Genomic DNA, 12,320 nt, shown 5'->3' with positions numbered 1-12,320 from the left:
TACCTCCGTCACACAAACATCAGGTCAGTAGTTCTGGTTCCGCACGGCTGATCCGGTGCCACAGCGGCTGGTAGTTGATCCACGCGACCAGATCGCTGCCGAGCTGCTCCCGCGTGGCCACCGCGTCCCGGTGCTCGATCAGCACTGGTTTTCCCGCCGCCCGCGCCGCCAGCTGGACCTGACTGCAGCGCTCCATCGCGATGAACCACCAGACGGCCGCGTCCACGGAGTCGCCGACCGTCAGCAGCCCGTGGTTGCGCAGCACGATCGCCTTGTACGCGCCGACCGCGGCGGCGATGCGCCGCCCCTCCTCCTCGTCCACGACGACCCCGGTGTAGGCGTCGTAGAGCGCATGATCCTCGTAGAACGCGCAGGCCTCCTGGGTGAGGGGCTCGATCAGCTCGCCGAGTGCGGCCAGCGCCCGCCCGTACAGGGAGTGACTGTGCGCGACGGCGACCACGTCGGGCCGTGCCCGGTGCACCTGCGCGTGGACGGCGAACGCCGCCTGGTTCACATGGTGGGTGCCCTGGACGACCTGGCCCTCGCCGTTGACCAGGAGGAGATCGCTCGCGGTCACCTCGGCGAAGGGCACCCCGAAGGGGTTCACCCAGAAGCAGTCGGCGTACTCGGGGTCCCGGGCGGTGATGTGGCCGGAGACACCGTCCTCGTACCCGAACCGTCCGAAGAGCCGCAGCGCACCCGCCAGTCTCTGCTTGCGAGAGGTCCGCTCCTCGTCCGCGGTCGCGTGCACCGGCGGCATCGCGAAGTGGAGCCGCTCGACGGGGACGGGGGTGGGGGCGGGGGCGAAGCCGGGAACGGAGGCGGGGAAGGGGGCCGGAATCTCGCTCATGCGCCGGAAGCTACCGCGCGTCACGGCAGGTGAACAGAGTCGTGCGGGGACGACAACGGCGCCGCCCCGCGAAGGGGCGGCGCCGCTGATCCAGGCCGGACGGCAAGGCCGTCAGCCCGTGGGGCTACGGGAGGACTACTCCCACTCGATGGTGCCCGGCGGCTTGCTGGTGACGTCCAGCACCACACGGTTCACATCGGGGACCTCGTTGGTGATGCGCGTCGAGATCTTCGCCAGGACGTCGTACGGCATCCGCGTCCAGTCCGCCGTCATGGCGTCCTCGGACGAGACCGGCCGCAGCACGATCGGGTGGCCGTAGGTGCGGCCGTCGCCCTGGACACCGACCGAGCGCACGTCCGCCAGCAGCACCACCGGGCACTGCCAGATGTCACGGTCGAGCCCGGCCGCCGTCAGTTCCTCGCGGGCGATGGCGTCGGCCTCGCGCAGCAGGTCGAGGCGTTCCTTGGTGACCTCGCCGACGATGCGGATACCGAGGCCGGGGCCCGGGAACGGCTGACGCTGGACGATCTCCTCGGGCAGGCCCAGCTCCTGGCCGACCATCCGGACCTCGTCCTTGAACAGCTTGCGCAGCGGCTCGATGAGCTCGAACTCGATGTCGTCGGGCAGTCCGCCCACGTTGTGGTGGGACTTGATGTTGGCGGTGCCGGTGCCGCCGCCGGACTCGACGACGTCCGGGTAGAGGGTGCCCTGCACCAGGAAGGCGACCTCCTCGCCGCCCGCGGCCTCGGCGATGATCTCGGCCTGGGCCTGCTCGAAGACCCGGATGAACTCGCGGCCGATGATCTTCCGCTTCTCCTCGGGGTCGGAGACACCGGCGAGCGCGTTGAGGAATCGCTCCTGCGCGTCGACGACCTTCAGCGAGACGCCGGTCGCAGCCACGAAGTCCTTCTCGACCTGCTCGGTCTCGCCCTTGCGCATCAGACCGTGGTCCACGTACACACAGGTCAGCTGGGAGCCGATGGCCTTCTGGACGAGGGCCGCGGCCACCGCGGAGTCGACGCCGCCGGACAGACCGCAGATGGCGCGCTTGGTGCCGACCTGCTCGCGGATGAGGGCGATCTGCTCCTCGACCACGTTGTGCGTGGTCCAGGACGGCTCGATGCCGGCGCCCCGGTAGAGGAAGTGCTCGAGCAGCTGCTGGCCGTGCGTGGAGTGCATCACCTCGGGGTGGTACTGCACGCCGTACAGCTTCTTCTCGTCGTTCTCGAAGGCGGCCACCGGCACGACGTCCGTGGACGCGGTGACCGTGAAGCCCTCGGGGGCGGCCGAGCAGGCGTCGCCGTGCGACATCCACACCGACTGCTCGAGCGGGGTGCCCTCGAAGAGGGTCGAGCCGGACTTGGAGACGTGCAGCGGCGTACGGCCGTACTCCCGGGCGCCGGTGTTGTCGACGGTGCCACCGAGGGTCGTCGCCATCAGCTGGAAGCCGTAGCACATGCCGAGGACGGGGACGTCGGCCTCGAAGATCTCGCGGTCGAGGCGCGGGGCGCCCTCCGCGTACACGGAGGACGGGCCGCCGGAGAGGATGATCGCCTTCGGGTTCTTGGCCAGCATCTCGGCCACCGGCATGGTGGACGGGACGATCTCGCTGTAGACCCGGGCCTCGCGGACGCGGCGGGCGATGAGCTGGGCGTACTGCGCGCCGAAGTCGACAACGAGGACTACGTCCGGGTTGGTGACGTCGGGCGCGGCAGCGGGGGACGCTGATGACACTTCGGCGGCCTTCCGGCGGTGGGAGGGGTCTGTATTTGTCGATTCTACCGGCGCGGAGGGGTGACTTTTCGTCTCACCATCCGAACTGCGGCTGGTCCGACCTGCCGCCCCGGTCCATACTGTCCGCATGCACAAGCAGATGACCTTCGTCTTTACCTATGGCACCGGCCCGTCCGGCTGCCATGGTCGTGCTGCTTGAGCTGACAAGCGACTTCCCAGGCGCCCCGGGCCGACAAGGCCCGGGGCGTTCTGTCGTTTCCGGGCCGTGCCGCTCCGGGGCTCCGACCGACTCCACCGGAGGAGAACCCCACCATGACTGCCGCCACGACCGCCATGACCGCCATCGAGAAGACCGGCGCGCGTACCGACGAGGCCGCCACGCTCATCGGCGACGCCCGCGAGCGCATCGACGCGCTCGACGACCGGATCATCGGGCTCATCCAGGAACGGATGGCCGTCTCGGCCGTGATCCAGGAGGCCCGCATCACCTCCGGCGGCCGCCGGGTGAACCTGGCGCGCGAGATGGAGGTGCTCGGGCACTACCGGGACGCGCTGGGCAAGCCGGGCACGTCGCTTGCGATGACGATGCTGGAGCTGTGCCGGGGCCGCGTCTGAGCCCTCCGCCGGGGTCATGTCCGAGCCTCCGGCCGGGGCCGGGTACGGACCTGAGTTCGGGCCCGTCCTCACCCGTACGGCGCGTGACCGCTTCCGGCACGGCTTCGTTGGTCCCGGTATCCGCGTCAGCCAGGGGCGGGACCGAGAAAACCACGCGTGGCTCCGCCGGGGCGTGTGACGTGCTTCTGGCACGTCGTGGGACCTCGCCCCGGCGCGCGTGACCGGACGGCAGGGGACAGCAGCCCGGTCACCAAGAAAGGACGGTCGGCTCCGGGGACGCCCGGAGCCGACCGCATCCGGTCAGGACGGTTGCGTCGGCCGCCGACCGCGAGCACGATGCAGAGCAGTCGCCTCGCGCTCCCCCGCAATCCCGGCACTCCCGTACGGCGCGGTTCCACCCCCGCACTGCCAGAGGTCCACACCACGCGCACTCCCCTCGTGCGCCGGGGCGACCACCCGGCGGACCGCACGGACTCGCACGACCCGCTCCCACGCGGCGCTACCCCCCGGGCGCCGCCCCCGCGGCATCGACGTTCCCCGGCGTCGGTGCCGACGGCCGAGGGCCCCGTGGACGGAAGATCCACGGGGCCCTCGCTCGTCCCCCGCGAGGCACTCGCGCGCGGCACGGCGCGCGCCTGTCCGGCGGCCCCGCCGACGCGGATCACCCGTCGAGCGCCACGCGACGCGCCGGGTGTGACGGGTGACACATAAAGATTCTGTGAGTTCACGTGCAACCAATCCGCCTGGTCACAGGTCATGCATGCGGAACCACCCGCCACACCCGTGACCGCCACTCGGGGCCGGCCCCCGCCTCGTGCCGTGTCGTACGGCACCTCTGACTTCCCTGAGGTCTTCATGAAGCTTCGCCGTGCCATGGCCGTCGCCGCCGCGACCGCCTTCATAGCTCCCGCCGCCTTCCTGGCGGCGCCCGCCGCGTACGCGTCCACGGGTGGCGCGACCGGTACGCCCGGCACAGCGGGAACCAGCACGACCACCACCGGCGGCACCACGGCCGACGACGGCGGACAGGACGGCTCGGTGCCCGAGACCGCCTCCACGCCGTCCGCCGAGGCCTCGGCGCCCGCCGGGGCCGAGGACGCCGAGCCCTCCGGGACGGACGCCGGCGCGAAGAACGGCGACAAGAAGCCCGCCTCCGCCGGCACGCCCGCGCCGGGCGACAAGAAGGACGGCAAGAAGGACGGCAAGGGCACCGGCGCCGAGGACGGCAAGGACGACGAGGACAACGAGGACGACGAGGACGACGAGGAGTTCCCGGACTGCGAGGAGGCCGCGATCGAGGTGGGCCTCGGCGGGTTCCCCAACAAGATCGTCGCCGGCAGCGGCTGGAAGAACTTCACGTTCCACGTGAAGAACACCGGCGAGAAGAACATCGGCGAACTGAACGTCTACGCCGCCGCCACCTACGGCACGTCTCCCGAGGAGGGCGACGAGCGGCTCATCGAGAAGTACGCGCACTTCGAGTACAAGGACCCCGAGACGGGCAAGTGGGTCAACGACTTCGCCGAGAGCCCGTTCAACAACGGCATGTTCTTCGGTCAGTTCCCCCTCGACGCCGGCCAGAAGGTCACCGTCGACCTCCGGGTGAAGATCGACAAGGGCGCGCCCGCGGGTAAGAGCGTCATGATCGCCGCCGGCGGGTACGACGCCGGCGCCGAGGACGACGAGAACGCCGCCTGCTTCGAGAACGGCGACGTCTACCCGTTCACGATCGTCAAGCCGGGCGCCAAGGCCGACGACGTCGGCGACGCCAAGCCGAGCGGTGAGAAGCCCTCGCAGGACCTCAAGCCGCAGGGCGAGGCCAAGCCCCTGCCCGTCACCGGCAACCTCGCCGAGACCGGGTCGTCCTCGATGCTGCCGACCATCGGGATCGCCGGCGGCATCGCCGTCGTCGCCGGTGCCGGTGTCGTCTTCGCGCTGAAGCGGCGCCGGAGCGACGCCGCCGCGTAACGCCGCATCACCACGGACCAGAAGGGCGCTGCACTCGGAGGGGGGTGCAGCGCCCTTCTCATGCCCGGCGCGGGCTCACTCCTGGGCGGTCACTTCTTGGGCGGGACCGCCGGGATCCCCAGGAACGGCAGCTTCAGCGCGCCGAACGCGTCCGCCGGCACCGCCGGGGACTTCGGTTCGACCGGCGCCAGGCGGACGTACGCGGTCCCCTGCGCCGGGCGCGCGTCCGCCTCGCCCTTGTTCGGCCAGAAGGACATCGCCCGCTCGGCCTGCGCCGTGATCGTCAGTGAGGGGTTGACGCCCAGGTTCGCCGAGACCGCCGAGCCGTCCACCACCGAGATGCCGGGGTGGCCGTAGAGCCGGTGGTACGGGTCGATCACACCGGAGTCCGCCGCCGCGCCGATCGGGCAGCCACCGAGGAAGTGGGCCGTGAGCGGCGTGCCCATCAGCTCGCCGATGTTGGAGCCGGCGAAGCCGTTGATCTCCTCGGCGAGCAGCGTGGCGGCCCGGGTCGCCTCGGGGATCTGGTTCGGGTTGGGTGCGCCGTGGCCCTGGCGGGCGGTGAGCAGGCCCTTGCCGAGGCCCTTCGGCTTGCGGTAGGTCGTCAGGGAGTTGTCCAGCGACTGCATGACCAGGCCGATGATGGTCCGCTCCGACCAGCGGCGGTTGGAGAGCGAGCGGGCGGCCAGCCAGGGGTGCCTGGCGACATTGCCGACCCATCCGGCGACCCGGGCCCGGGTGCGGTAGGGCACCTGGAGGATCGTCAGGCTGCCCATGGCGTTGGAGCCCTTGCCGTAGCGGACGGGCTCGATGTGGGTGTTCTCGTCCGGGTGGATGGAGGAGGTGATCGCGACGCCCCGGGTGAAGTCGACCTTCTCCGCGCCGTGGCGCTTGCGGTAGCGGCGGCTGTCGGTCTGGGCGCCGACCAGCGCCTCGGAGTTCGTACGGGTCAGTTCGCCGAGGCGCGCCGAGATCCGGGGCAGCAGTCCGGTGTCCTTCATCCGGTGCAGCAGGGTCTGGGTGCCGTAGGTGCCGGCGGCGACGACGACCCGGCGGGCGGTGAACGTACGGCCCTGCCCCTTGCGCTTGTTGTCGCTGGGGAGGGTCCTGACGGCGAAGCCGCCGCGCGAGTCCTCGGTGAGGGCGACGACCGACGTCATCGGGTGGACGACCGCGCCCGCCTTCTCGGCGAGGTAGAGGTAGTTCTCGTTGAGGGTGTTCTTCGCGCCGTGGCGGCAGCCGGTCATGCACTCGCCGCACTCGGTGCAGGCGCGGCGGGACGGTCCGGCGCCGCCGAAGTACGGGTCGTCGACGGTCGCTCCCGGCCGGGCCTGCGCCGAACCGTTTGCGTCCTCGCCGTCCCCGAAGAAGACACCGACGGGTGCCATGTGGAAGGAGTCCCCGACCCCCATGGCCTGCGCGGTCGCCTTCAGATGGACGTCCGACGGGGTCATGGTGGGGTTGAGCCGTACGCCCAGCATCCGCTTGGCCTGGTCGTAGTACGGGCCGAGCTCGTCCTGCCAGTCGGTGATGTCCTTCCACTGCGGGTCGTCGAAGAACGGCGCGGGCGGTACGTAGAGGGTGTTGGCGTAGTTCAGTGAACCGCCGCCCACGCCCGCGCCCGCGAGCACCATCACATTGCCCAGCAGATGCACCCGCTGGATGCCGAAGAGGCCGAGGGCGGGCGCCCAGAGGTAGTTGCGCAGGTCCCAGGAGTTCTTGGGCAGGGTCTCGCGGGTGAAACGGCGGCCCGCCTCCAGGACACCGACCCGGTAGCCCTTCTCGGTCAGCCGGAGCGCCGACACCGAGCCGCCGAAGCCCGAGCCGATGACGATGACGTCGTAGTCGTACGCCGAGTCCGCGCCGGAGCCCTCGTCGGCCTGATTTCGGGCAGGGGGTACCTGGGTCATGGCTCTCCTCGTCGAGAAAAGTGCGGGGTGCTAGCGCAGGCGAAGGGCCTTCATCACCTTGAGGCTGGTGCTCATGAAGGCGGCGTACTTCTCGTCGTCCATCCCGAAGGACGGCGCGAGCGGGATGAGCCTCTGCTGGGCGACGGTCTGGGCCTCGGTGTACTTGAGGATGCCCTCGGAGCCGTGCCGGCGGCCGAGGCCGGAGTCCTTCATGCCGCCCATCGGGGACTGGACGCTGCCGTAGGCCGGGGCGTATCCCTCGTTGATGTTGACCGTGCCGGTGCGCAGCCGGGCGGCGACCGCGTGGCCGCGGCGCGAGTCCGTCGTCCAGACACTGGAGTTGAGGCCGTAGGGGGTGGCGTTGGCCAGCTCGACGACCTCGTCCTCGTCGGTGAAGCGGTAAATCGAGACGACCGGCCCGAAGGTCTCCTCGGTGCACACGGCCATCGGCGTCTCGACGCCGTCGAGGATGGTCGGCTCGTAGAAGAGCGGGCCGATGTCGGGGCGGGCGACGCCGCCGGCGACGAGCCTGGCGCCCTTGGCGACGGCCTCGTCGACGTGCTTGGTGACGGTCTCCAGCTGGCGCTCTCCGACGAGCGAGCCCATGTCGGCGCCGTAGGCGAGGGAGTTGCCGAGCCGCATCGCCTTCGTGCGGGCGGCGAACCGCTCGATGAACGCGTCGGCGATCGAGTCGTGGACGTACAGCCGCTCGATGGAGATGCAGAGCTGTCCGGCGGAGGAGAAGCAGGCGCGCACGGCGCCGGCGGCGGCCTTCTCGATGTCCGCGTCGCGCAGCACGAGCATGGCGTTCTTGCCGCCGAGTTCGAGGGAGACGCCGACGAGGCGCTCGGCCGCGCCCCGGGCGACCTCGCGGCCGGTGCGGGTGGACCCGGTGAAGGAGACGTAGTCGGCGTGCCTGACGACCTCGGGGCCGACGACGGGGCCCTCGCCGAGGACGACCTGGAAGACCTCGGCGGGCAGACCGGCCTCGACCAGCAGGTCACGCGCCCACAGCGCGGTCAGCGCGGTCTCGGTGTCGGGCTTCATGACGACGGCGTTGCCCGAGACGAAGGCGGGCAGGGCATCACCCACGGACAGTTCCAGCGGGTAGTTCCACGGCGCGATCTGGCCGATGACGCCGCGCGGCTGACGCAGCTCGGTCACCTTGGTGAGGGTCGGGACGACGCCGGTGTGCCGCCTGGCCTTGAGGTACGAGGCGGCCTTGCGGCCGTAGTGCCGGGCGGCGACGGCGACGGCCTGGACCTCCTCGTGCGCGTGCAGCCGGGCCTTGCCGGTCTCCAGCTGGATCAGGTCGAGGACCTCGGCCTGCCGCTCCAGTACGAGATCGTGGAAGCGCAGGAGCACGGCGGCGCGGGCGCGGACCGGTATGGCGGCCCAGGCGGGCTGGGCGGCGCGGGCGCGCGCGAAGGCCTCGGCGACGTCCTCGGGCGTGGACTCGGGCAGGTCCGCCAGCTTGTCCCCGGTGAACGGGGTGTGGTTGGCGGTCCGGCCGGAACCGACGACCCCCCGGGTGAGCTGGGTGACCACTTCGGGAGTGACCACGTCGGCGGCGGTCCGTGCGCCGGCCGGGGCGGGGGCGATGGGGTTCGTGCCGTGCGTACCGGGGGCGGCGGTGGTGGCCTGCGAGTCCGTCATGGGGGCGAGGGTATGCGGCATCCGGGCCTTTGGGTACCCGTCGGTAATACCTTTTCACCGGGTACCCACAACCACGCCAGCGATCACTGGCACATAAGCCCTGATCAGGGGCTTATGGCCGCTACGGACCCTGGATCTTCAGGCCTTTCACGACTTCCGCGTACAGCGCCTCGCCGTCCGTGGCGCCCTTCCCCGCCGCGGGCATCTTCACGCGCAGATGCCAGAACGTCTTGCCCTCTCCGGGCACGAGCAGCTCGTGGTACCGGTACCGGACGGGATCGTCCTCACTCGACGAGTAGGGCGTGTAGTCGGCGACGAGGTCGGACGCCTTGCGGCCCTGGTGCTGGATGTCCTTGACCGTGACCTTGGCGTCCTTCATCTCCGAGCCGTTGTTACCGCCCTTCTCGTAGCGCGCCTTCCAGGCCTGCCCGTCGCCGCCGGGCTCGTCCGTCTTGACCGCGGCGTCCCGGTGCCAGAAGTCGATCTCGAAGATGCCGCTGGGGTCCGTGTACCAGACCGCCCCGTCGTCGTCCGACTGGAAGCGCTTGTAGTCCTCAGGGACGGTCACCTGGGCCTGAAGGAGCTCGTTCTCCGGGCGGACCTGCCAGCCGGGCGGCAACTCGTCGCCCCCGAAGGGATCGACGACGACCAGGGTGAGCGCGACGGCGAGCGCCACCAGACCGCCCAGCAGGCCGTAGCGCGCCCCCCGGCTGTCCCGCAGGATCGGCGGCACCCAGCGGCTGCCGCCGGCCGCGGGGGCACCGGCCGGGTAGAACTGGGTCACCGCGCCCGCCAGCGGCGGCCGGGCCACCGACTCCAGCGTCTCGCGGATCTCCGCGGGGCCCGGCCGCGCGGCCGGGTCCTTGCGCAGTAGCTGCATCACCAGCGTGCCGAAGGCTCCCGATCCGCGCGCCGGGGTCTGGGGCTCGGCGGACAGGACCGCCTGGAGTGTGGCGGGGGTGTGCGAGCGGCGGTACGGCGACATGCCCTCGACCGCCGCGTACAGCACCACGCCCAGCGACCACAGGTCCGACTCGGGCCCCGGCCGCTGTCCGAGCAGCCGCTCGGGCGCGATGAACTCCGGCGAACCCACGAACGCGCCGGTCTCCGTGAGCCCTTGCTCGCCCTCGACCTGCGCGATGCCGAAGTCGGTCAGGACCACCCGGTCCCCGCGGCCCAGCAGGACGTTGTCGGGCTTGACGTCCCGGTGCAGGACGCCCGCCTCGTGCGCGGCGGTGAGCGCGCCGAGGACGTCCAGGCCGATGCGCGCGGCCTCGCGCGGGTCGAGCGTGCCCTCCTGGAGGCGGCCGGCGAGCGACTGGCCGCGGACCAGCTCCATCACGATCCACGGCTTGCCGTCCTCGACGACGACGTCGTGCATGGTGACCACGGAGGGGTGCTCGATCCGGGCGGCGGCGCGGGCCTCGCGCTGCATCCGCAGATAGACGTTGCCCCGCTCGCGCTCCGAGAGATGGTCCGGTACGCGGGGCTCCTTGACGGCCACATCGCGGTCGACGACCTCGTCGTGGGCGCGCCAGACCGTTCCCATGCCGCCGTGCCCGAGACGGGCGACGAGGCGGTAACGGCCCCCGATGACACGGCCGGCGCCGGACTCCGCCTGGGGCGGGACCGGGACGTCCCCGGCGGCGGTGGGCCGGTACGGAGCGGGGCCACCCGGTCGTGGCGGCTGGAGTCCGTAGCTGGTGGGTTCGCTCACCCGTCCCCCGTCATTGTTCATGGGTCCATCCAAGCCGATCCGCGAGGACGGTGGCCAGCGGGGTGGGAGACCGGATGCAGAGCCGTGACACACGCGCCCGGCGACAGGTGCAACCGCCCGTTCCCGCCCCTGTGGACGGGTCAGGAACCCTTCGGTTTCCAGCCCTTGAGCATGAAGTCGAACTGCTCGCGGGTGGTCGCCCAGTCCTCCTGCGGGGAGGACATGTAGAGCGCGTACTCGGTGCCGTCGTCCGCGTAGTAGATCTGGTCGATCGCGTGCCGCTTGCCGGGGTGGGTCTTCTTCTCCGTCCAGGTGAACTCCCACAGACAGGAGTTGAGCTGGTCCCGGAAGGTGTTGGGGTGCAACTGCACCCGCTTGTAGACCGGCAGCCGGTCCTTGAGGGTCTTCTCCACGTCCTGCATGTGCATGTACGGGTTCTCGAAGTCCGGCGAGCGGTCGACGCTGATCCGGATGCGATGGCGGCCGTTGTCGGGCGTGTAGTCGATCTGGTTGCCGTCCATCTGGCGCTTCCAGCCCTTGGGCACGAGCAGGCTGAAGCCGTCGGGGTCGTTGACCCGGTGCCAGCCGGCACCGACGGACTGCTTCTGTGCCGTGGACTCGGGTGTCGTGGAACGCGTGGGCTTCGGTCCGGCTTCCGTGCCGCGGCCGCTGTCACCCGTGTACCGCATAGCGGCGAAGACGGCCGCTCCACCGATCAGGGCCGCGAGCACGGCGGCGAGCAGAGCCACGCGCCCGCGCCGCCTGCCCGTGCCCTGGCGTCCACCCGCCACGGCGGGATGCCGGGCCGGTGCCGCGACCTGCGGCGGGAGTTGGGCCGTGGCGGACCGCAGGTCCTCCTCCCGGACCCTCTGGGTGGGCACGTACGCCTGCGCGGCGGCGGGACTGCGCCCCTCCATCGCCTCCATCAGCATCCGCTCGGCCTCGGCCGCCTCCGGCCGGTCCGCCGGGTCCTTGCGCAGCAGGGCGGTGATGACGGGCGCGAGCGCCCCCGCGTGCGAGGGGTAGGGCGGCTCCTCGGTCACCACGGCCTGCATGGTGCTGATCGGCGACGTCCGGCGGAACGGCGAGGTCCCCTCCACCGCCGTGTACAGCGTCGCGCCCAGCGACCACAGGTCGGAGGCGGGACCCGGGTCGCCGCCCCGTACCCGCTCGGGCGCCAGATAGTCGATGGAGCCGACGAGTTCCCCGGTCCGGGTGATGGTGGAGTCGCCCTCGATCGCGGCGATGCCGAAGTCGGTGATGAGGACCTGACCGTCGCGCGCCAGCAGGACGTTGCCGGGCTTCACGTCCCGGTGGAGCACCCCGGCCGCGTGCGCGGCCCGCAGCGCGCTCAGGACGTGCAGCCCGATGCGGGCCGCCTCACGGGCCTCCAGCGGGCCCGACTTCTTGGCGGCGTCCGCGAGGGAGGGCCCGTCGACGTACTGCATCACGATCCACGGGCGGTCGTCGTGCTCCAGTACGTCGTGGACGGTGACGACGCCGGGGTGCGTGATGCGGGCGGCGGCCCGTGCCTCCTTCTGCGTACGGGCGTGCAGAACGACCCGGTCGGCCTCGGAGACGTAGCGGCCCGCGGTCAACTCTTTGACCGCGACGACCCGGTGCAGGACCTCATCGTGGGCACGCCAGACCTTGCCCATGCCACCGCTGCCGATGGACTCGCCCAGCCGGTAGCGACCGGCCAGCACCAGACCCGTGCCCGTGCCCGTGTTCTGAGAATCTTCCACTTGCCCCCGCCCACCCGTTCCTTCGGATGCCAGGTTACGGAGGGGGGTGCTGACGGCGGAACCTCGGGGCAGGCAAAGGAAACCGCACTGTTACGGGCACCGGGCCGGGCTGCCGCGCTCTGCGA

General features: G+C 71.2%; 8 protein-coding genes. 2 read left to right on the top strand and 6 right to left on the bottom strand.

Translation table 11 applies throughout. The features are described 5' to 3' along the window. Nucleotides 1–19 precede the first annotated feature (19 nt). Both ACZ5VC_RS25530 and guaA read right to left on the bottom strand, forming a co-directional pair. On the bottom strand, nucleotides 20–850 hold the full coding sequence (locus ACZ5VC_RS25530; RefSeq protein ID WP_469122327.1) for a class II aldolase/adducin family protein: 831 nt from the start codon (nucleotides 848–850) through the stop codon (nucleotides 20–22). A gap of 135 nt (nucleotides 851–985) precedes the next feature. Further along, entirely contained in the window at nucleotides 986–2,584 is a 1,599-nt protein-coding gene (gene guaA, locus ACZ5VC_RS25525; protein ID WP_468708252.1) for a glutamine-hydrolyzing GMP synthase, read from the bottom strand. Nucleotides 2,585–2,896: 312 nt separating this feature from the next. Between guaA and ACZ5VC_RS25520 the strand changes: the two genes are divergently transcribed. Both ACZ5VC_RS25520 and ACZ5VC_RS25515 read left to right on the top strand, forming a co-directional pair. After that, nucleotides 2,897–3,199 (top strand): chorismate mutase, encoded by a 303-nt coding sequence (locus ACZ5VC_RS25520; RefSeq protein WP_469122326.1) that lies wholly within the window; start codon nucleotides 2,897–2,899, stop codon nucleotides 3,197–3,199. Nucleotides 3,200–4,054: 855 nt separating this feature from the next. Continuing rightward, a complete protein-coding gene (locus ACZ5VC_RS25515; RefSeq protein WP_469122325.1) occupies nucleotides 4,055–5,167 on the top strand; it encodes an LAETG motif-containing sortase-dependent surface protein in 1,113 nt (370 codons plus the stop codon). An 89-nt stretch (nucleotides 5,168–5,256) separates the two neighbouring features. On the opposite strand, the gene ACZ5VC_RS25510 is transcribed toward ACZ5VC_RS25515, so the two are convergent. The 4 genes from ACZ5VC_RS25510 to ACZ5VC_RS25495 all read right to left on the bottom strand — a co-directional run bounded on the left by ACZ5VC_RS25510 (nucleotide 5,257) and on the right by ACZ5VC_RS25495 (nucleotide 12,195). After that, the gene (locus ACZ5VC_RS25510) at nucleotides 5,257–7,077 is read right to left on the bottom strand and encodes a GMC oxidoreductase (protein ID WP_469122324.1); all 1,821 of its coding nucleotides are present in this window, start codon (nucleotides 7,075–7,077) and stop codon (nucleotides 5,257–5,259) included. Nucleotides 7,078–7,107: 30 nt separating this feature from the next. Continuing rightward, the gene (locus tag ACZ5VC_RS25505) at nucleotides 7,108–8,733 is read right to left on the bottom strand and encodes a succinic semialdehyde dehydrogenase (protein WP_469122323.1); all 1,626 of its coding nucleotides are present in this window, start codon (nucleotides 8,731–8,733) and stop codon (nucleotides 7,108–7,110) included. 121 nt (nucleotides 8,734–8,854) lie between these two features. After that, on the bottom strand, nucleotides 8,855–10,471 hold the full coding sequence (locus ACZ5VC_RS25500) for a serine/threonine-protein kinase (protein ID WP_469122322.1): 1,617 nt from the start codon (nucleotides 10,469–10,471) through the stop codon (nucleotides 8,855–8,857). A 119-nt stretch (nucleotides 10,472–10,590) separates the two neighbouring features. Then, nucleotides 10,591–12,195, bottom strand: coding sequence for a serine/threonine-protein kinase (locus ACZ5VC_RS25495; protein ID WP_469122321.1), 1,605 nt, complete (start codon nucleotides 12,193–12,195; stop codon nucleotides 10,591–10,593). Nucleotides 12,196–12,320: the final 125 nt, after the last annotated feature.

This window comes from Streptomyces sp. NPDC033174, from assembly GCF_055577795.1.
Note: the sequence above shows the minus strand (reverse complement) of the source record. Positions and strands in the feature narration are given on the sequence as shown.